This is a genomic window from Mesorhizobium sp. P160187, from assembly GCF_057766425.1.
The window spans coordinates 1,152,562-1,169,789 of record NZ_JBYMDX010000005.1 but is presented as its reverse complement, the minus strand read 5'-3'; the positions used below and the strand labels follow the sequence as shown (position 1 = coordinate 1,169,789).

General features: G+C 62.1%; 23 protein-coding genes and 1 pseudogene. 11 read left to right on the top strand and 13 right to left on the bottom strand.

What is annotated here, in order from left to right; all coding sequences use genetic code 11:
• Nucleotides 1-33 precede the first annotated feature (33 nt).
• Nucleotides 34-330: a co-chaperone GroES gene (gene groES, locus AC3CCE_RS30545; RefSeq protein WP_006203049.1), complete on the top strand. Its 297-nt coding sequence runs from the start codon at nucleotides 34-36 to the stop codon at nucleotides 328-330.
• Between the two features lie 63 nt (nucleotides 331-393).
• Nucleotides 394-2,049, top strand: coding sequence for a chaperonin GroEL (gene groL / locus AC3CCE_RS30540; protein WP_023709705.1), 1,656 nt, complete (start codon nucleotides 394-396; stop codon nucleotides 2,047-2,049).
• Nucleotides 2,050-2,271: 222 nt separating this feature from the next.
• Here groL and AC3CCE_RS30535 read toward each other — a convergent pair whose 3' ends face one another.
• A complete protein-coding gene (locus tag AC3CCE_RS30535) occupies nucleotides 2,272-2,880 on the bottom strand; it encodes a TetR/AcrR family transcriptional regulator (protein WP_023684303.1) in 609 nt (202 codons plus the stop codon).
• Nucleotides 2,881-2,982: 102 nt separating this feature from the next.
• On the opposite strand from AC3CCE_RS30535, the gene AC3CCE_RS30530 reads away from it, so the two are divergent.
• The 3 genes and pseudogenes from AC3CCE_RS30530 to AC3CCE_RS30520 all read left to right on the top strand — a co-directional run bounded on the left by AC3CCE_RS30530 (nucleotide 2,983) and on the right by AC3CCE_RS30520 (nucleotide 4,887).
• Nucleotides 2,983-3,993: a zinc-dependent alcohol dehydrogenase family protein gene (locus AC3CCE_RS30530; protein ID WP_352625875.1), complete on the top strand. Its 1,011-nt coding sequence runs from the start codon at nucleotides 2,983-2,985 to the stop codon at nucleotides 3,991-3,993.
• Between the two features lie 41 nt (nucleotides 3,994-4,034).
• Nucleotides 4,035-4,483 (top strand): annotated as a pseudogene (locus tag AC3CCE_RS30525) (OsmC family peroxiredoxin).
• A gap of 17 nt (nucleotides 4,484-4,500) precedes the next feature.
• Nucleotides 4,501-4,887: a nuclear transport factor 2 family protein gene (locus tag AC3CCE_RS30520; RefSeq protein WP_352625874.1), complete on the top strand. Its 387-nt coding sequence runs from the start codon at nucleotides 4,501-4,503 to the stop codon at nucleotides 4,885-4,887.
• Nucleotides 4,888-4,958: 71 nt separating this feature from the next.
• On the opposite strand, the gene AC3CCE_RS30515 is transcribed toward AC3CCE_RS30520, so the two are convergent.
• Both AC3CCE_RS30515 and AC3CCE_RS30510 read right to left on the bottom strand, forming a co-directional pair.
• Entirely contained in the window at nucleotides 4,959-5,474 is a 516-nt protein-coding gene (locus AC3CCE_RS30515) for an OsmC family protein (protein ID WP_023671510.1), read from the bottom strand.
• 56 nt (nucleotides 5,475-5,530) lie between these two features.
• The gene (locus tag AC3CCE_RS30510) at nucleotides 5,531-5,956 is read right to left on the bottom strand and encodes a GFA family protein (protein ID WP_352625873.1); all 426 of its coding nucleotides are present in this window, start codon (nucleotides 5,954-5,956) and stop codon (nucleotides 5,531-5,533) included.
• A gap of 182 nt (nucleotides 5,957-6,138) precedes the next feature.
• Between AC3CCE_RS30510 and AC3CCE_RS30505 the strand changes: the two genes are divergently transcribed.
• The gene (locus tag AC3CCE_RS30505; protein ID WP_023671508.1) at nucleotides 6,139-7,131 is read left to right on the top strand and encodes an AraC family transcriptional regulator; all 993 of its coding nucleotides are present in this window, start codon (nucleotides 6,139-6,141) and stop codon (nucleotides 7,129-7,131) included.
• Between the two features lie 23 nt (nucleotides 7,132-7,154).
• Here AC3CCE_RS30505 and AC3CCE_RS30500 read toward each other — a convergent pair whose 3' ends face one another.
• The 8 genes from AC3CCE_RS30500 to AC3CCE_RS30465 all read right to left on the bottom strand — a co-directional run bounded on the left by AC3CCE_RS30500 (nucleotide 7,155) and on the right by AC3CCE_RS30465 (nucleotide 10,992).
• Entirely contained in the window at nucleotides 7,155-7,766 is a 612-nt protein-coding gene (locus AC3CCE_RS30500; protein WP_023671507.1) for a LysE family translocator, read from the bottom strand.
• A gap of 69 nt (nucleotides 7,767-7,835) precedes the next feature.
• Nucleotides 7,836-8,168, bottom strand: a complete 333-nt coding sequence (locus AC3CCE_RS30495) for a YkgJ family cysteine cluster protein (RefSeq protein ID WP_023697712.1) — start codon at nucleotides 8,166-8,168, stop codon at nucleotides 7,836-7,838.
• Nucleotides 8,169-8,220: 52 nt separating this feature from the next.
• The gene (locus tag AC3CCE_RS30490) at nucleotides 8,221-8,385 is read right to left on the bottom strand and encodes a hypothetical protein (protein ID WP_023671505.1); all 165 of its coding nucleotides are present in this window, start codon (nucleotides 8,383-8,385) and stop codon (nucleotides 8,221-8,223) included.
• A gap of 1 nt (nucleotide 8,386) precedes the next feature.
• Nucleotides 8,387-8,794: a hypothetical protein gene (locus tag AC3CCE_RS30485; RefSeq protein ID WP_023671504.1), complete on the bottom strand. Its 408-nt coding sequence runs from the start codon at nucleotides 8,792-8,794 to the stop codon at nucleotides 8,387-8,389.
• Nucleotides 8,794-9,018, bottom strand: coding sequence for a hypothetical protein (locus tag AC3CCE_RS30480; protein WP_023689917.1), 225 nt, complete (start codon nucleotides 9,016-9,018; stop codon nucleotides 8,794-8,796). Before AC3CCE_RS30480 ends, AC3CCE_RS30485 begins: the two co-directional genes overlap by 1 nt.
• A gap of 293 nt (nucleotides 9,019-9,311) precedes the next feature.
• A complete protein-coding gene (locus tag AC3CCE_RS30475) occupies nucleotides 9,312-9,521 on the bottom strand; it encodes a cold-shock protein (RefSeq protein ID WP_023671502.1) in 210 nt (69 codons plus the stop codon).
• Nucleotides 9,522-9,843: 322 nt separating this feature from the next.
• Complete coding sequence (locus AC3CCE_RS30470) at nucleotides 9,844-10,308, bottom strand: YciI family protein (RefSeq protein WP_023697714.1); 465 nt, start codon at nucleotides 10,306-10,308, stop codon at nucleotides 9,844-9,846.
• Nucleotides 10,309-10,338: 30 nt separating this feature from the next.
• Nucleotides 10,339-10,992, bottom strand: a complete 654-nt coding sequence (locus tag AC3CCE_RS30465; protein ID WP_023684314.1) for a glutathione S-transferase family protein — start codon at nucleotides 10,990-10,992, stop codon at nucleotides 10,339-10,341.
• A gap of 172 nt (nucleotides 10,993-11,164) precedes the next feature.
• On the opposite strand from AC3CCE_RS30465, the gene AC3CCE_RS30460 reads away from it, so the two are divergent.
• Complete coding sequence (locus tag AC3CCE_RS30460) at nucleotides 11,165-11,344, top strand: CsbD family protein (protein WP_352460571.1); 180 nt, start codon at nucleotides 11,165-11,167, stop codon at nucleotides 11,342-11,344.
• Between the two features lie 50 nt (nucleotides 11,345-11,394).
• On the opposite strand, the gene AC3CCE_RS30455 is transcribed toward AC3CCE_RS30460, so the two are convergent.
• Nucleotides 11,395-12,519: a metallophosphoesterase gene (locus AC3CCE_RS30455; protein WP_352625872.1), complete on the bottom strand. Its 1,125-nt coding sequence runs from the start codon at nucleotides 12,517-12,519 to the stop codon at nucleotides 11,395-11,397.
• A gap of 132 nt (nucleotides 12,520-12,651) precedes the next feature.
• Here AC3CCE_RS30455 and AC3CCE_RS30450 point away from each other — a divergent pair, with 132 nt between their 5' ends.
• On the top strand, nucleotides 12,652-13,245 hold the full coding sequence (locus AC3CCE_RS30450) for a hypothetical protein (protein WP_352625871.1): 594 nt from the start codon (nucleotides 12,652-12,654) through the stop codon (nucleotides 13,243-13,245).
• A gap of 18 nt (nucleotides 13,246-13,263) precedes the next feature.
• On the opposite strand, the gene AC3CCE_RS30445 is transcribed toward AC3CCE_RS30450, so the two are convergent.
• A complete protein-coding gene (locus tag AC3CCE_RS30445) occupies nucleotides 13,264-13,950 on the bottom strand; it encodes a TetR/AcrR family transcriptional regulator (RefSeq protein WP_023727887.1) in 687 nt (228 codons plus the stop codon).
• An 85-nt stretch (nucleotides 13,951-14,035) separates the two neighbouring features.
• Here AC3CCE_RS30445 and AC3CCE_RS30440 point away from each other — a divergent pair, with 85 nt between their 5' ends.
• From AC3CCE_RS30440 to AC3CCE_RS30430, 3 genes are all read left to right on the top strand, one after another.
• Complete coding sequence (locus AC3CCE_RS30440) at nucleotides 14,036-14,797, top strand: NIPSNAP family protein (RefSeq protein WP_023727886.1); 762 nt, start codon at nucleotides 14,036-14,038, stop codon at nucleotides 14,795-14,797.
• 127 nt (nucleotides 14,798-14,924) lie between these two features.
• Nucleotides 14,925-15,686, top strand: coding sequence for an SDR family NAD(P)-dependent oxidoreductase (locus AC3CCE_RS30435; protein WP_023727885.1), 762 nt, complete (start codon nucleotides 14,925-14,927; stop codon nucleotides 15,684-15,686).
• 4 nt (nucleotides 15,687-15,690) lie between these two features.
• Nucleotides 15,691-16,776 carry a glycosyltransferase family 10 domain-containing protein gene (locus AC3CCE_RS30430; protein WP_245260232.1) on the top strand — a complete coding sequence of 362 codons (1,086 nt, stop codon included), beginning with the start codon at nucleotides 15,691-15,693 and terminating at the stop codon, nucleotides 16,774-16,776.
• The last annotated feature ends 452 nt before the right edge of the window (nucleotides 16,777-17,228 follow it).

Below are 17,228 nucleotides of genomic sequence, written 5' to 3'. Positions count from 1 at the left end.
CAGCTCTCACCGTTCTCATTCGAGGAAGAAAAAATGGCAAAGTCGAAGTTCCGCCCGCTTCATGACCGCGTGGTCGTACGCCGGGTCGAATCCGAATCCAAGACCGCCGGCGGGATCATCATCCCGGATACGGCAAAGGAAAAGCCGCAGGAAGGCGAGATCATCGCTGTCGGCTCCGGCGCTCGCGACGAAGCCGGCAAGCTGGTCCCGCTGGACGTCAAGGCCGGCGACCGCATCCTGTTCGGCAAGTGGTCGGGCACCGAAGTCAAGCTCAATGGCGAAGACCTTCTGATCATGAAGGAATCCGACATTATGGGCATCATCGGCTGATCATCGGCCTCACCGTCAACTAATTTCGGGCTTGATCGCAAGCCCCCTGCCAGGAGCTAAAAAATGGCTGCTAAAGACGTAAAATTCTCCCGCGACGCCCGCGAGCGCATGCTGCGCGGCGTCAACATCCTCGCCGACGCAGTGAAGGTCACGCTCGGCCCCAAGGGCCGCAACGTCGTCATCGACAAGTCGTTCGGAGCACCGCGCATCACCAAGGACGGCGTCACCGTCGCCAAGGAAATCGAGCTTGAAGACAAGTTCGAAAACATGGGCGCGCAGATGGTCCGCGAAGTTGCTTCGAAGACCAACGACATCGCCGGCGACGGCACCACGACCGCGACCGTTCTGGCGCAGTCGATCGTCCAGGAAGGCCACAAGGCCGTTGCCGCCGGCATGAACCCGATGGATCTGAAGCGCGGCATCGACCTGGCCGTGACCGAAGTCGTCGCGGCTCTCGGCAAGGCTGCCAAGAAGATCAAGACCTCCGAGGAAGTTGCCCAGGTCGGCACGATCTCGGCCAATGGCGACGAGTCGGTCGGCGCCATGATCGCCGAAGCGATGCAGAAGGTCGGCAATGAAGGGGTCATCACGGTTGAAGAAGCCAAGACCGCCGAGACCGAGCTGGAAGTCGTCGAAGGCATGCAGTTCGACCGCGGCTATCTCTCGCCCTACTTCGTCACCAACGCCGACAAGATGGTTGCCGAGCTCGAGGACGTCTACATCCTCCTGCACGAGAAGAAGCTCTCCAACCTCCAGGCCATGCTGCCGGTTCTCGAAGCCGTCGTGCAGACCTCCAAGCCGCTGCTCATCATCTCGGAAGACGTCGAAGGCGAGGCTCTGGCCACGCTGGTCGTCAACAAGCTGCGTGGCGGCCTGAAGATCGCCGCCGTCAAGGCGCCGGGCTTCGGTGATCGCCGCAAGGCCATGCTGGAAGACATCGCCATCCTCACCGGTGGCCAGGTCATCTCGGAAGACCTCGGCATCAAGCTCGAGAACGTCGGCCTCAACATGCTCGGCCGCGCCAAGAAGGTGTCGATCTCCAAGGAGAACACCACCATCGTCGACGGCGCCGGCAAGAAGGCCGAGATCCAGGGCCGCGTTGCCCAGATCAAGCAGCAGATCGAAGAGACCACGTCGGACTACGACAAGGAGAAGCTGCAGGAACGTCTCGCCAAGCTGGCGGGCGGCGTTGCGGTGATCCGTGTCGGCGGCGCGACGGAAGTGGAAGTCAAGGAAAAGAAGGACCGCGTCGATGACGCCCTCAACGCGACCCGCGCGGCCGTGGAAGAAGGCATCGTTGCAGGCGGCGGCGTCGCACTGCTGCGCGCTTCGGCCAACATCAAGGTCACCGGCGTCAATGCCGACCAGGCTGCCGGCATCAACATCGTTCGTCGTGCACTGCAGGCTCCGGCCCGTCAGATCGCTTCGAACGCAGGTGCTGAAGCTTCGATCGTTGCCGGCAAGATCCTCGACAACAAGGGCGCGACCTACGGCTACAACGCCCAGACCGGCGAGTATGGCGACATGATCGCCATGGGCATCGTCGACCCGGTCAAGGTCGTTCGCACCGCTCTCCAGGACGCGGCTTCGGTCGCCGGCCTGCTCGTCACCACCGAAGCCATGATCGCGGAGGCTCCCAAGAAGGAGTCGGCTGGCGGCGGCATGCCTGGCGGCATGGGCGGCGGCGGCATGGGCGGCATGGGCGGCATGGATTTCTAAGAATCCATAAAGCCGCCCATGAGCTAAAGTTGCTCAAGCCCGCAAGCGGGCTTGAGTGGCGGCATGGATTTCTAAGAATCCATAAAGCCGCCCATGAGCTAAAGTTGCTCAAGCCCGCAAGCGGGCTTGAGTGGCGGCATGGATTTCTAATCCAAGCTATCTGGCTTATGCATACGGAAAGGGCGCCGAGAGGCGCCCTTTTTTGTTTTGGAAAGCGGATGGTTAGGCGGCGCTGTCCGCCTGCCGCGCAACCTTGCCTGCAAGCACCGCCTGCTCGACAAGTGCCGCCACCTCGTCGGCCACCACCAGCACCGGTGCACGGTCGCGGGTGGCCCGCGCAATCACCATAAGCCCTTCCAGCGACGATTCGATCAGCAGCGCCAAAGCGTGCGCGCGGCGTTCGGGCACCCCTGCCCTGACGAAGGCCTGTCGCAGCAAGCCGATCCATTGCTCGAAAGCCGATCGGCAGAGTTCCGCCAGTTCCGGCACATCGGTGGGTGAATCCAGCACCACCGGCGCGATGGGGCAACCCAGCGAAAAATCATTGTCCTCCAGCATGCGCCCGACCGACTGGTAGATGTGATGGACGGCCACTGCAGGATCGCTTTCGGCTGCCAGTGCTTCGCCCAGCCTTTTCGTGACGTCGGCAACGCTGTTGCGCGTCACCTCGATGACCAGTTGGTCCTTGCCGCCCGGGAAATGAAAATAGAGCGAGCCGCGCGGCGCCCCGCTGGCGCCCAGAATGTCGTTGAGCGAGGTGCCGTGATAGCCGCGCTGCCTGAGCAACAGGCCTGTGGTCTCGAGTATGCGGGTGCGGGTGTCGTTGGCCATGTCAACCTCTGTCAGCAGTGACACATTATAGGCCTTGCCAAAAATATGACAATCGGTCTATATAATATGTAGATCGGTCTATATATTATTAAGGAGAGTGACATGCGCAGCTACCGTCTTGAAGGGTTTGGTGGAACCGAATCCCTGGCGATGCGCGAGGAGGCGCGGACGGAACCGAAACCGCATGAGATCGTGGTGCGAGTCCGCGCCGCCTCGCTCAATCGGCGCGACACGATGATCCTTGGCGGCACCTATCCGTTGCCGCCGCGGCAAGGCATCGTGCCGCTGAGCGACGGCGCCGGTGACGTCGTCGCAATCGGCGATGCCGTTACCCGTTTTGCCGTCGGCGACCGCGTCACCGGCAGCTACTTCGCCCGCTGGATCGATGGCCGCATCAATGCCGGTCTGATCGACCAGCTCGGCTGTACGCTGGACGGCATGCTGACTGAGTTTGCCGTGCTCGACGAACAATGGGCGGCGCGACTGCCCGATCATCTGAGCTGGCACGAAGCGGCGACGCTGACCTGCGCCGGCGTGACGGCCTGGAACGCGGTGACCCGGACCCGGATTCCGAAGCCCGGTCAATGGGTTCTCACCATCGGTTCGGGTGGCGTTTCGCTGTTTGCTCTGCAGTTCGCCAAGTTGCTCGGCTGCCGGGTTGTCGCCATCACATCGCGCGCGGAGAAGGCCGACAGGCTGCGGGCGCTGGGCGCCGACCTCGTTGTCTCCAGCACCGACATACCGGAATGGGGCGGCTGGGCGCGCGAGCAGACAGGCGGAGTCGACCTCGTCGTCGAAACCGGCGGCCCGGCCACCTTCGCGCAGTCGCTGATTGCCAGCACGCTTTATGGACACATCGTGCTGCTGACGCTGCAGGACGCCAGTGGCAGATCGATCGAGATGCCGGCAGCGCTTTATCAGCGCAGCCTCGCCACCATCAGCCGCCTGTTCGTCGGCAGCCGCAGCAATCTTGAGGCCATGCTGCGCGCCGTGTCGCAGCATCGCCTCAAGCCCGTTATCGACAGGGTCTTCCCCTTTGCCGAAGCCCCCGAAGCGTACCGCCACTTCCAGCAGGGCGACGTGTTCGGGAAGGTTGTCATCGACTGCGCCTGACCCAATTGCCCGCTTTTCAACCCCGAATCAGGAGAACGACCATGACCATCCGTGAAGCTTCCGCAGAATGGCAAGGCACGCTGAAGGAAGGCGGCGGCCGTCTGCGGCTTGGCAGCGGCGTCTTCGAAGGCGCCTATTCCTTTCCGTCGCGGTTCGAGGACGGTCCGGGCACCAATCCCGAAGAGCTGATCGGGGCAGCACATGCCGGCTGCTTCTCGATGGCGCTGACCTTCATCCTCGGCCAGGAAGGCCACGTCGCCCGCACCATCCGCACCGTCGCCAAGGTGCATCTCGGCGCGACCGCCGCCGGGCCGACGATCACCCGCATCGAGCTCGAAACGGAGCAGAGATTCCCGGCCTTCAGCCTGCCGAATTCCAGCGTATGGCGGAGACGGCGAAGACGACCTGCTTTGTCTCTCGCGCTTTGGCCGGCGTTACAACCATCACCCTCAAGGCCGAGCTGGCCGCCACCACTGCCACGGAACAATGAAAACCAGGAGGTATGAGATGGGCCAGGACAGCATCACGAGCATTCATCCGGGCGACCACTCTAGCCAGACGGCCGAGATCATGCGTCGCTTCAACGATGTGTTCCAGTTGCACGATCCGTCCGCGCTTGCCGAGTTGGTGGCGCAGGATTGCGTTATCGAAAACACCGTGCCGGCGCCGGACGGCGCCCGCCATGCCGGCAAAGAGGCATGCATTGACCTATGGTCGGCGATCGCCACCCAGCCCGGCACGCGCTTCGACCTCGAGGAAACCTTCGTCGCCGGTGAACGGGCGACGATCCGCTGGCGCTACTTCATGGCCGACGGCAACTCCATCCGCGGCGTCAACCTGATGCGTGTCGCGGACGAGCTGATCGTCGAGGCGATGGGTTACGTCAAAGGATAGAAGCGTTGCCCGGCACTCCCGTTCCCAGCCCGGAATCTCGCTCAAGTCGAGTTTCCGGGCCGGTTTTCTGGTCACTGGATGACGCGGTGCAGCTTCACCGTGGTGCTGGGACTGTTCTGGATGGTCTGGAAGATCACGCAATAGCGATCCGTGAGTTCGAGCAGTTGGTCGAGCTGACTTTGGGGAGCGTCGGTGTCGATGTCGAACCGCAAGCGGATTTCCTTGAAGCCGACTGGAACACCCGCAGTCACGCCGAGCGTGCCGCGAAGATCGACGTCACCTTCCGCGGAAACTTCGGCGGACCTGATCGGAATTTCGAGCACGGCCGCCGCCGCGCGCATCGAGACACCGGCGCATGCGATCAGCGCCTCCAGCAGCATGTCGCCGGAGCACAGTTCCTGGCCGCTGCCCCCGGCCATCGGATGAATGCCGGCAAGCGCCAGCCCGCGTCCGGTCTCGACCTTGCAGGTCACGGTGGACGCGTCGGCGACGCCTTTGGCCTTCAAGGTGAGGAACGCGGCCTTCGCATCCCTGCGATAGAGATCCTTGATCGGCTCCTGCGTGGCGCGAAATGTTGCGATTTCCATGAACAATCTCCTGTCTTGAATTGTCGTTGTCAAAAATGGCGAGCAGTGGCCGGGCCTTATTCCGGCACCGCGATGCCGGAGCCGCCGAGCTCAGCCGGAAAGTCCCTGAGCTTGGGCAGCCCATCCTTCATCGGCAGCACGGTCTCAGCGTAGTTGACGTGAACCCCAGGCGTGAATTTCACGCCCGGTATCGTTGCCGCATAGACATCGACCAGGCCGAGCGGCGGATGATCGGTCATCAGATGACCACCGCATTTCGTGCAGAACTGGCGATCGCTCATTTCGGTCTTCTCGAACCCGGACAGGAACTCCGCGCCCCCGGTGACCTTGACGTTCTGAGGCTTCCACAGCGTGAATGCGTTCACGGGAGACGCCGACCACGATCGACACGAACCGCAATGGCAATAGCCCATTGCCTCGGCGGCTCCGTGCACTTCGATTTCCACAGCGCCGCAAAAACACCCGCCCTTATGTACCGTCATGATATTTGTCCCTGGTTGGTTTCGACAGCACTCAGCGCCCACTCTCGGCAGCGCTTGAGCACCGGTGCAGGTTTAGGAGTTCTGGCCGCGAACGGAATGATACGGCGTCTGCCTCGCTTGACAGCGCGTCCGGAACTCGAAAGGGATGGCTGGCCGGCTAGCCGGGTGCGGGACGAAACGGAATGGCCGGGGATGCTCTGTCTGACCTGTTGAGGACGGTACGCCTTACCGGCGCGACGTTTTTTGACATTGAGGGCCACGAGCCGTGGGCCGTCTGCTCGCCGGCGCCATCGTCCATCCTGCCGAAGATCCTGCCCGGTGCGGACCATCTGATCTCCTACCATGTGGTAACGGCCGGTCGCTGCTTCGCGCGCATCGTCGGCCAGGAAGCGATCGCGCTGGAGGCAGGCGAAGTCGTCGTCTTCACCAGGAGCGACCCGCATATTATGTCCAGCAATCCGGCGCTGCGCGCCGATCCGCCGACAGCCGACGTTCTCGACATCGCAACATCCAGCCGGATGCCGTTTTACATCAACTGCGCCGGCGACGGCGCGACCTCGGCCAGGCTGGTTTGCGGCTATCTCGCCTGTGATGCACAGCCATTCAATCCCCTGCTCGAGGCTTTGCCGCCGGTGATCAAGGCCGGAGATGCCAAAGGCGATGGCGGCTGGCTCAGCCAGTTCATCAACCTGGCTGTCACGGAGGTGGCGCAAAAGCGCGCAGGCAGTGAAACGGTGCTCACCAAACTGAGCGAACTGATGTTTGTCGACGTGTTGCGCCGTTACTTGGAATCGCTGCCGCCACAAACCACGGGATGGCTGGCTGGCCTGCGCGATCCAAACCTGGCGAGGGCACTGGCGCTGATCCACGACCGGCCGGCGCATAACTGGACGGTGGAGGCGCTGGCGAAGGACTCCGCGCTGTCGCGCAGCGTGCTCGCCGAACGCTTCACCAGGCTGGTCGGCATGCCGCCAATGCATTATCTCGCCAAATGGCGCATGCAGATCGCCTCGGAGCTGCTCAGCGCCGGCACCAGTAACATGGCCAGCATTGCCGCTGAAATCGGCTACGAATCCGAGGCAGCGTTCAGCCGCGCCTTCAAGAAGATGATCGGCCTTCCGCCCTCGGCCTGGCGTCTAGGCATCCGGACCGGATCCGGAACCGACGAAGAGTAGGCCGAGGCCTGGCAGCTCCTGTTCTATCGATCAGCCAGCGCCAGCTTGGCGCCAAGCATGACAAAGGCGCCAGCGAAGGTGCGGCGCATCCAGGTCAGCACCATCGGCCGCGACACGACATGGCTGCGGATCGAGGCCGCAAAGATGCCGTAAGCGACGAAGACGACGAAGGTCAGTAGCATGAAGACGCTCGAGAGTTCGAGCATCTTGGCAAATGCGTTCGGTTCGGTCGTGCTGACGAATTGCGGCAGGAAGGCAAAGAAGAAGATCGACAGCTTCGGGTTCAGGATGTTGATCAGGATACCGGAGGTGATGACCTTGGCTGCCGAGCGGGGTGCCGCGTTTTCATCGACGCTCAGGCCGCCCTTCTCGTTCAGCGTGTTCCAGGCCATGTAGAGGAGATAGGCGACGCCGAGATATTTCAGCGTCTCGAAGGCGACAGCACTTGTGTGCAGCAGCGCCGCCAAGCCGGTGATGGCGGCGGCCATATGCGGGATGATGCCAAGCGTGCAGCCGAATGCAGCAGTGATCGAGGCGCGCGCGCCTCGCGAAAGCCCGGCGCTCAGCGTGTAGAGAACGCCGGTGCCGGGCGAAGCCACGACGATCAGCGACGTCAACAGGAATTCGATGCTCATGGTTCCTCCAACGCCCTGCCCGTAGTGGAAGCTATCGGGGGATGTGGGATGAGGCAAGGTGGGCGTCGGCTAGATCGTTGGCATCCCGTGCGCCTTGCGCGCCATCAGGCAATCGTCGCCGCCAGGCATGCAGGCGTGGCAGACGTCCGGGCGGATCTCGTAGATGCCGCAGGCCGTGTGCTTGCCGATCTCGCCCGTAAGCGCCGAACAGCGGACGCCCTCGCAGCGCATCCCGGACAGGTCGGCGGACACGAACTTTTCCGGAATCCGGTCAAGTTGCGCATCGTCCTCGGTCGAGAAGCGCGGCCATTCGGCCGAGTAGGAGCAGCAGGCGCCGCAGCTCTGGCAATCGAAAACCGGCTGGCCGTCCTGTTTTGACGACCGGATATCCCTGGCGGCCAACGCGACCAGCCCAGGCGCTGCGAGATTGCGATCGGCTTGGTGCGGCAAGGCGCTATTTCTTCTTGCCTGCCTTGCCCTTGGGCGTGGCGGCTGGCGCCTCGAACAGATCGGTTGCCGACGGTTCGGCGGCCTTCGGCGCGGCAGCGGGCTTGGCCTGCTTTGCAGTGGCAGCAGCCGGCGCTGCCGGCTGGTCCTTGGTGGAAAACTTTATGGCCATGTCAGTCCTCGTCGGAAAAGCGGGATGATGGTGCGCGCGGATTGCGCAAGCGGCCGATCAGCGCCGAGACCGCCGTGATGTTCATTTCCTCGGGCGACCAGTTCCTCGCCTCGGCAATGTGGTGCGCCGCCAGTTCGCGATGCGTGCTGCCGCTATAGGCGGCATCCTGGTAGGTCACGCGCTCCTGGGTCTTTTTGTCCTCGCGGACATATTCGACCAGATAGTTCGGAGCTTCGGCACGGCCGCGCACGCCGACGCGCACCTGGGCATCGCCATGCGCGCGCTTGCAGCGCTCGAGCTTTTCCAGCACACGGCGGACATATTCGACCGGCTTGTCCAGGCCCGGGACCATGGACGCGATGGTCGCATCGGCATCGATCGGCGTCGGCGGTACGCGCTTGGTGGCCATCAGCGTTTGCCTGCCCGCTTTGGCAGCGCCGCAAGGACTGCGGCCGCTGCCATGTCGTCGGCTTCCTTTTCCTTGCGCAGTTCGCGCAAGCGCGCGGTCTTGGCTTCGCGCGCCTCGCTGACGGCATCACGCTCGGACAGGATGCGGTTGAGTGACATCGACTGGGTTTGCGTCTTGCTGAACAGCGAGCCGGCCTGGTCGGCGGTCTTGGATTGAGTGGTCAAAACTTTCTCCTGTCGGGAGCCTGGTGCCGATAGAGCGAGAGCGGTCTTCGATTTCGACCAAAGCAATACGGCAGCGGGGCAGTATGGGCGGTTCAGATTGCTGGAGCGTCCCTTAGCACGTTCCGGCCGGCGTGCGGCGCACTTTTAGCGGCACGACGCACAAAATGAAAAAGGCCAGGCACCGCCTGACCTTCCATGAAAGCGCCGCGCATCCAGTTGGATGCGCAAGGCGCTCCTTTCAGCCTTTCATCGGTGCCAGTACATCCGTGGTCACCGGAAGGCCGAATTCCTTATCAGGCCGCCTTCAACTGGTCGGCGGACATCTTGCCTGACTTGTTGTCGCGGGTCATCTCGTAGCCGAGCTTCTGGCCCTCGACGATGTCACGCATGCCGGCGCGCTCTACGGCCGAGATGTGGACAAAAACGTCGGCGGAGCCGTCGTCAGGCTGAATAAAACCAAAACCTTTGGTGGCGTTGAACCATTTCACTGTGCCGGTGGCCATGAAGAACCCTTTCCCTGGCAAATATTCGTTCACCATCGTGCGACTGCACAACAGCGTTTTGTCTCGATTTTTGATGGGGAAGTTCGTCAAAGGCGCGCATCATGCGCGGATAACAAAAGTCGGTCAAACAAATATCGACATGTTTCTTATAGACTTCTTTTAGCGCCCAGTCAATTTCTGGTTTGGCCGGAGCCCAAATTCAACCTGAGGGTGCCTGAGGCATAAGCCTCAACTGACGAGGTGGCGGAGCGCAAGGCGTTCCAAAAAATATTCCACGCCCCGGAACCAATCGCAAGCCGGCGCATTTCCGTGATGTCAGCATTCAGAGAACAATCTCGGTAATGCTGGCAAAAGAACGCCTCCCGCACATTAAACGGTGCGAGAGGCGTTCTTGTATGTGCCGTTGTCTGACACAATTCCCAAGTGAAAACCGTTTCACATCCATAAACTTACGCTCGCCTACAGGATCGCGCTGATCAGCGGCAGGATCGTAGTGGAAACCGTGGCCGGAGCTCGACACCGGATCGCCGTCGGTGACCGCTCTTGCCTCGGCTTCGCTGCCGACACGCAGGATCAGCAGACCCCAAGGGCCGGCCGGGTCGGCGACCGGCCCGGCCAGGATCATGGTGCCCTCGGCAAGCTTGCCGCGCAGATAGTCGGCATGCCGGCCCATCAACTCCCTCTCCTCCTCCGTCAGGGTGAAGGCGAAGTCCGGCCGAGGCGGGATCAGCCGGCAGTGGAAGATTGTTGGCGCGGTAGTCTCACGCGGTCCATCATTGCTGGCCATCGGTCACTCACCGTGATGTCATTAGTGGTCCTATTCGTCCGGGCCGGGTTCCGGCCAAGTCTCCTTCGCTGCTTCCGCATACCAGTGCCGCATCGCCGGCGTTGCCAACACAGCGTCGACGTAGGCGCGCGTGTCGGGCGCGAGCTTGCCGCCATAGGTGTCGAAGCGGGTGACGACAGGTGCATACATGGCATCGGCCGCGGTGAAATGACCGAACAGGAAGGGGCCGCCTTTGCCGTATTGTTCCCGGCACTGGCGCCAGATCGTTTCGATGCGCGCGCGCTGCATTTCGCCTTCGGCGTCGAGCGGCTTGTGGCCCTTCGGCCGGCGCAAATTCATCGGCCAGCCATAGCGCACCTCGCGAAAGCCGGAATGCATCTCGGTCGCCACCGAGCGAGCCAAGGCGCGGGCGCCGATATCCTGCGGCCAAAGTTTTTTCTCCGGAAACAGGTCGGCCAGATATTCAAGGATGGCAAGGGTTTCCCAGACAATCCTGCCATTGTGATTCAACACTGGCACAAGGCCGGTGGGCGAGACTTTCGCCAGAGCGGCAAAAGTCTCGGGCGTGCGCAGGCGCACGAAACCTTCCTCGAACGGGATCTCCAGATGCTTCATCGCCACCCATGGCCTCAGCGACCAGGACGAAAAGCACTTGTTGGCGATGATGAGCGTAAATTCAGCCAAGGCGGTCTCCCCAAAATTTCGTCACACTAGTCACACGATACGACGCGGCAAAGCGTTTCGGCGACCTATAAGCGACCAGATGCGACGATGATCGGCCGCCCAGGGAACCTAAGCCAAGCCGGCCCGTTTGCCTCCTGCGAAGGAATCCCCAGAAATCCTAGGAGATGTAAAGATGGTGAACAAGGATCAGGTTGCCGGCGTGGCCAAGCAGGCCAAGGGCTCGGTCAAGGAGGCCGGCGGCAAGGCGACCGGCAACAGGCAAACTCAGGCCGAAGGCACTGCAGACAAGACCGCCGGCAAGGTGCAGAAGGTCTATGGCGACGTGAAGGACAAGATCAAAAAGGCGCTCTGACCCGATCTCGCAGGCAATGAGGAAGGCGGCTCAAGGCCGCCTTTTTCTTGTCAGAGGCTGAGGCTCTTGCTGAAGGCGCTGGTGAACTTGACCTCGCCGTGGTCGCCGGCCGCCTCGCCCAGCACTACGTCCATGCTGTCCCCGGTTACCCTCACCAGCGCGAAGCCGCCCATATAGGCGGCCTTCGGCTTGAACAGGTCGAGGCCATCGCTTTTGTAGATCATCGGCACTTCGTGCTGATGGCCATGGAAGATGGCGATGACATTGTAGCCCTTCAGCGCCGCCAGCAGCGCCTGGCGGTCGGCCTCGCTCCACCAATGCGGCGCGCCTGCGCCGTCATCGTCATAGGTGCGCTTGGCCGGGTCCCAGCGCTCGACCGAGAAAGTGTCCCAGCCATAGTGCTGGAACAGGATGACGGGACGGCCATCCGCCGCGTAGGTCGCCAGATCCTGCTTCAGCCACGGCAGGCTGCTCACCGCGCCGTGGCCGGTGTCGCCGGCAAACCGGTGGGTCTGGACGAGATGCAGGCCGCCCCAGTCCCAGGAATAGCAGTCGGTGTCGACATCGTATTCGGTGGCCGGCACCGGGGGCTTGAAGAACACGCCGGGGCGGTGGTTGACCTCGACATAGTCGCGCAGTTCACGCCGATACCAGTCGACATGGGGCGGCGAGCCGTTCTGGTCGAGATCGTGGTTGCCGAGGCCGACATAGACCGGCATGTGCACGCGGTCCGGGCCGACGCCTTGTTGATAGCGCTGGCTGAACTGCAACAGTTGCGTGCCTTCGCTGGGCTCGGTGATCTGGCCGCCGCCATCGTCGGTGATGTCGCCGCCGACAACGAGGCCGAGCGGCGCATCGATGCGGCTGCCGGCCGAACGCAGGCGGGTTGCAACGCCATCGATCTCGACTGGCCATTGCCGGCCGGCCAAGCCATTGAGGACAGCGACATTGCGCAACAGCGCGGCATCGGTCTTGCCTTCCTCCAGGCAGTTGGGGCTGAGGCCGCTCGACATGCGGCAGGCATGGACATCGGCGATGAACAGAAAGGTGGCGTCGATGGGCTGGATGCGCTTGCCGGTCTGGCCAAGCGCGGCGCGCGGCAGCATGCCAGCCATGGTAAGGCCGGCTGCCTGTGCGAGGAAATTGCGACGGGAGAGGACGAGCTTGCGATTCATGACCTGAAATTCAGCACAGCCGGCGCCCCACCGTCCAGTTGCCAGGAATGGCAGGTCGACACGGCACTGAGGCTCTGGCATTTCTTGGGTCATGCTGGCGCGCAGCAAATACAAGCAGAGGGGGAGGATTTCATGAGAGCCGTTTCGATAGGCGTGGTGCTGGCTGGGTTGCTGCCGGCGGCTGCGGTGCATGCCGCCGATTGTGTCGACGCAAAATCGGCCAAGGCCGGCTTCGTTCTGGAAATGCCCGGCGTCCGCAGCGAGTTTCGGCCGGTGGCCGGCGGCATGGTCTCCGTTGCCAACACCTACGAATCGCAATCGCCGCAGACACAGTTCCTGTTTGCCGGCCTGGTCGAAGTGTTTCGCGACAGCGATACCGGACGGGTGGCGACGATCCCGTTTTCCGATCTGCGAAAACTGTTTCCACTGAAGACGGGAGCCAAGAGCACGATCGAATTCGTCGAGCTGTCGCCGAACAAGCAGCCGAAGAGCACCAAGACGCTGAGCCTGGTCGTCAAGGGCAAGGAGACGTTCAGTGTCGGCGGCTGCAAATACAACGTGCTGGCCGTCACGGAGACCTTCAAGAACGGCGCCGGCGAAACGCTGGACACATTCACCGCGCTTTATGCGCCCGATCTGCATGCGTCCCTCGCCCGGCGCTACGACGAAGGGACCAGCGCGGAATCGGTGAACGGTTACGAGACGATCAAGCCGCTTTCCGACTAGAACAGCGCAGTTCCGGCCTCAAGGTTTTCCCGGCCGCAGCAGGATCCTGCGACGCCGCTTCGCTCTGCTCGGGAATGGCGGCGTTGAGCTGCGCTGAAGTTCGGCCAGGCAATCGCGCAGCACGCTGGCATCCTGTGCCGCCTTGGCCATCGACATGGCGCCGGAATAGGCGGCGATGGCGAGTGCCGCAAAGCGCTCGGGGTCGGTGCCCTGCTCCCTCCCCGACTGCTGGTCGGCTCGCACCTTGTCGGCAACCGCCTGACGCCATCCGGCAAAGATATCGTCCAGAGCGGCGCGGAAATCCGGGTCAGCGAGCGACAGTTCATGCGCCAGATTGTTGAGCGGACAGCCGCGCACGAAGCCTTGCTGCTCAAGCTCGGTCGCCACCGCCTCGAACACCGCGCGCACGCCTTCGCGCGCCGAGCCTGCCGCCCGTACAGGGTTGATCCAGGTTTCATCGAGGGCCGCTGCCACGCGCTCCTCGATCACCGCCAGAGCGAGCGCCTTCTTCGTCGGGAAATGATGATGCAGCGCGCCGCCGCTGACGCCTGCGGTCGTCATCAGCTCGCCAAGGGCGGATGCATGATAGCCACGCGCCTGGAACGACGCTTCGGCGATATCGAGCACCTTGTTGCGCAGCCCTTCGGGATCGTTGGTGCGTTTTCGCGGCGGCCCTTTCGGAGCCCGAGCAATCTCTGCTGACATTTGCCAACGATAGCAGATTGACAAAACAGGACAACCGGTCTGTTTTATAAACCGGATGATCATCCTGTTTTTTGGAGACGACACAATGACCGTACCCCTGAATGCGCCTGCGGCGGCAAAACTGCTCGCTTCGCCTGTCGTCGAGTTGCGGCAGTACACGCTGAAGCCGGGCCGGCGCGAGACGCTGATCGACATCTTCGACAGTCGGTTCATCGAAGGCCAGGAACACGCCGGCATGACCATCATCGGACAGTTCCGCGACCTCGACCGCCCCGACATGTTCGTCTGGCTGCGCGGCTTCGATGGCATGGAAGCGCGGAAGCAGGCGCTCACCGCCTTCTATGACGGGCCGGTGTGGACGGCGCACCGCGACGCCGCCAATGCGACGATGATCGATTCCGACGATGTACTGCTCTTGAAGCCGGCATGGCCAGGCGCCGGCTTCGATCTGTCAGGCTCGCAGCGAGGCGCCATGCCGGCGGATGGAAAGCCAAGCGCAGACAATGGCTTGACCGGTGTTGTTGTCATCCAGATTCATCATCTGCGGTCTGGCGCCGAAGCCGATTTCGCCGGCAATTTCGAAACGGATGCCGTTCCGGTCCTTATCGGCGCTGGCGGACGGTTGCTTGGCGCCTTCATCACCGAGCACGCTGAAAACAGTTTTCCCCGCCTGCCGGTGCGCTTGAGCGAAAACGTCTTTATCGCGGTGACGGGTTTCGACAGTCCCGAGGCGCATGCCAGTTACGAAGCCGCAGTTGCCGCTTCGCCCCAATGGCAAGCGGCCGATGTGACGTGGCGGACCGAAACCTTGCGCCTGACGCCGACGTCGCAGTCGCTGCTGCGGTAACCGGATCGGCACGCGGCCAACCGAAGTTCATACTGAGCGATAGGCCGGCGGCTTGACCGCCCTCGCCGATCGGCATTGCTTCGTGACGCGGGCAACAGCGAGAGCATTCGATGCGACTTGGCCTTCAATGAGACTTTCTGGCAAGCGAGCACTGGTGACCGGCGGCTCGGACGGCATCGGCCTGGCCATATCGGAAGCTTTCTTGCGCGAGGGCGCCGACGTGCTGATCATCGGCCGCGACACCAGCAAGCTCGAGACCGCCCGCGAGACACTTGCGGCGGCGGGCAACGTCGGCACCCAGTCGGCCGATCTCTCGACCTCTTCCGGCATCGATGCCGTGGTCGATCGCGCGAAAGCAACCGGCCCGCTCGACATCCTCGTCAACAATGCCGGCGTCGCTTATCTGGTGCCTTTCGAGACCGTCACCGAGCACCAATTCCAGCAATCCTTCGCGCTCAATGTGACGGCGGCGTTCTTCCTTACCCAGCGGCTGCTGCCGCATCTCGGCGCCAACGCCTCCGTCATCAACATCTCGTCCTACTTCGCCGACAAGATGATCCCGAAGCGGCCGTCGAGCCTGTATTCCTTGTCCAAGGGCGCGCTGAATTCGCTGACCAAGTCGCTGGCCTTCGAGCTTGGTCCGCGCGGCATCAGGGTCAATGCGATTGCGCCCGGCACGGTCGACACCGCCATGCGGCGCAAGTCGATCGACAACCTGCCGGCGGCAGCGCAAGCCGAGCTGAAAACCTATGTCGAGCGCAGCTACCCGCTCGGCCGCATCGGCCAGACCAGCGATCTTGCCGGCATCGCCGTCTATCTGGCCAGCGACGAGGCGGCGTGGACCAGCGGCGGCATTTTCGCGATCGATGGCGGGTATACGGCGGGGTGACCGTTTGGACGGCCCTCGGCCTCGAACAAGCGGAGCACTTGACCAAACTTCCGATACCGCGTCTGTCTGCAGATTGAGCAATGCTTCAGACATTCGTGGTGCCATGCCGTCTATCGATCCACTGATCCTCTTCTACACAACGTTCTTCAGCAAACCCGTCGATATCGCGTCGATACAGTGCGAAATGCCCGGGCGGTGGACACTGGACAAACGACGGATTTCCGAGGCCGCGGCAGTCGTCTTCCATATTCCGAACTTTCGCGAAGTTGGCGATGCCTACAAATACCCTGGTCAATATTGGGTCGCCTGGTCGATGGAATGCGGCCAAAACTACAAGCGACTTGCCGACCCCAAATTCATGCGGCACTTCGATATCATCATGACGCATGAATCCCGGTCCGATGTCTGGGTACCCTACCTTCCGCGTGCGGTGTGGTGGAAAGATGCGCTGGCCAGACCAATCGTGCCGAAAACGGAAGAAGCGCCGGTCGCACTCTTCCAGTCGGCCGGCCTGAATTATAGCGGCCGTGTCGATTTGGCGAACGAACTGGCGCGCCACATCAAGATCGATTCTTATGGCCGATATCGCCACAACCGATCGGTCTCTGGCCCCGATCTGGGCTCGAAGACCAAGATCGAAACCATTGCGCGGCACAAATTCTGCCTGGCCATGGAGAACTCGATCGAGGCCGACTATGTCACCGAGAAAATCTATGACGCGTTCATGGCGGGCACGGTGCCGATCTACCTTGGCGCTCCCAATGTGGACGAGTTCGTTCCGGAGCACTCCTTTATTGACGCCAGTGCCTTCGCCAGCGCCAGCGATCTTGCAGCCTATCTCCAGCACCTGATCGCAACGCCGCAAGACTACGAGGCTTATTTCGACTGGCGCTCAAAGCCATTGCCCGACAATCTCGTCAAACGGGTGCAATCATTGGAAACACCCGCGTTCTGCAGACTGATGAGCGTCGTGCGCCAGCGTCTGGAGGCGCGGACAAGCACGCCTTCCGGACGGCGAACACTTCCGTTCGGCTATAGATCCTATCTCAGGACAAAGCTGCGCCGTTGGAGGAAAAAGGTTCCGAGCTGACGGTCCGCGATCAGGCGCGTTTCAGCAAAATACGGAGGACAAAGAGCGTCACTTGCGACGTCGAGACGGCTTCGACCTTGCCGCCATGCATCTTGGAAAACTCCGAGGCCATGTGGAGGCGCTCCCAGGGTGGACTTGAAATTCTCGGCTTCGCGATCCGAAGCTCGATCCGGATGCGATGCCGGATTTTGGACGGAAACTGAACAGAAGGACAAGTGCATAAGCTACCTCATCGCTGCTGTTGCCAGTGAGACGCCGGCACGGATGGTAGTTTGTGTGGCAGCGTCGCTCGTAGGTAGACGTGAATTGCGCATTGCTGATGGGGGAAGTTTGCGTAAAGCAATCCGCCAGCTCGACATGATCTCATCGAGCTAAATCCGCAAGTTTCCGTCCACTTTATGGGATCAAGCCGCACTGAGGAGCAATTTCCTTCACACGAAAGTGGAGGGTGC

What these genes read in the sequence shown, in the direction of transcription:
- AC3CCE_RS30445 (WP_023727887.1), bottom strand. Translation starts at nt 13,950, where the DNA reads ATGTCAGCAGAGATTGCTCGGGCTCCGAAAGGGCCGCCGCGAAAACGC.
- AC3CCE_RS30535 (WP_023684303.1), bottom strand. Translation starts at nt 2,880, where the DNA reads ATGGCCAACGACACCCGCACCCGCATACTCGAGACCACAGGCCTGTTG.
- AC3CCE_RS30530 (WP_352625875.1), top strand. Translation starts at nt 2,983, where the DNA reads ATGCGCAGCTACCGTCTTGAAGGGTTTGGTGGAACCGAATCCCTGGCG.
- AC3CCE_RS30505 (WP_023671508.1), top strand. Translation starts at nt 6,139, where the DNA reads ATGGCCGGGGATGCTCTGTCTGACCTGTTGAGGACGGTACGCCTTACC.
- AC3CCE_RS30485 (WP_023671504.1), bottom strand. Translation starts at nt 8,794, where the DNA reads ATGGCCACCAAGCGCGTACCGCCGACGCCGATCGATGCCGATGCGACC.
- AC3CCE_RS30500 (WP_023671507.1), bottom strand. Translation starts at nt 7,766, where the DNA reads ATGAGCATCGAATTCCTGTTGACGTCGCTGATCGTCGTGGCTTCGCCC.
- AC3CCE_RS30440 (WP_023727886.1), top strand. Translation starts at nt 14,036, where the DNA reads ATGACCGTACCCCTGAATGCGCCTGCGGCGGCAAAACTGCTCGCTTCG.
- AC3CCE_RS30520 (WP_352625874.1), top strand. Translation starts at nt 4,501, where the DNA reads ATGGGCCAGGACAGCATCACGAGCATTCATCCGGGCGACCACTCTAGC.
- AC3CCE_RS30510 (WP_352625873.1), bottom strand. Translation starts at nt 5,956, where the DNA reads ATGACGGTACATAAGGGCGGGTGTTTTTGCGGCGCTGTGGAAATCGAA.
- groL (WP_023709705.1), top strand. Translation starts at nt 394, where the DNA reads ATGGCTGCTAAAGACGTAAAATTCTCCCGCGACGCCCGCGAGCGCATG.
- AC3CCE_RS30490 (WP_023671505.1), bottom strand. Translation starts at nt 8,385, where the DNA reads ATGGCCATAAAGTTTTCCACCAAGGACCAGCCGGCAGCGCCGGCTGCT.
- AC3CCE_RS30435 (WP_023727885.1), top strand. Translation starts at nt 14,925, where the DNA reads ATGAGACTTTCTGGCAAGCGAGCACTGGTGACCGGCGGCTCGGACGGC.
- AC3CCE_RS30460 (WP_352460571.1), top strand. Translation starts at nt 11,165, where the DNA reads ATGGTGAACAAGGATCAGGTTGCCGGCGTGGCCAAGCAGGCCAAGGGC.
- groES (WP_006203049.1), top strand. Translation starts at nt 34, where the DNA reads ATGGCAAAGTCGAAGTTCCGCCCGCTTCATGACCGCGTGGTCGTACGC.
- AC3CCE_RS30455 (WP_352625872.1), bottom strand. Translation starts at nt 12,519, where the DNA reads ATGAATCGCAAGCTCGTCCTCTCCCGTCGCAATTTCCTCGCACAGGCA.
- AC3CCE_RS30450 (WP_352625871.1), top strand. Translation starts at nt 12,652, where the DNA reads ATGAGAGCCGTTTCGATAGGCGTGGTGCTGGCTGGGTTGCTGCCGGCG.
- AC3CCE_RS30470 (WP_023697714.1), bottom strand. Translation starts at nt 10,308, where the DNA reads ATGGCCAGCAATGATGGACCGCGTGAGACTACCGCGCCAACAATCTTC.
- AC3CCE_RS30515 (WP_023671510.1), bottom strand. Translation starts at nt 5,474, where the DNA reads ATGGAAATCGCAACATTTCGCGCCACGCAGGAGCCGATCAAGGATCTC.
- AC3CCE_RS30475 (WP_023671502.1), bottom strand. Translation starts at nt 9,521, where the DNA reads ATGGCCACCGGCACAGTGAAATGGTTCAACGCCACCAAAGGTTTTGGT.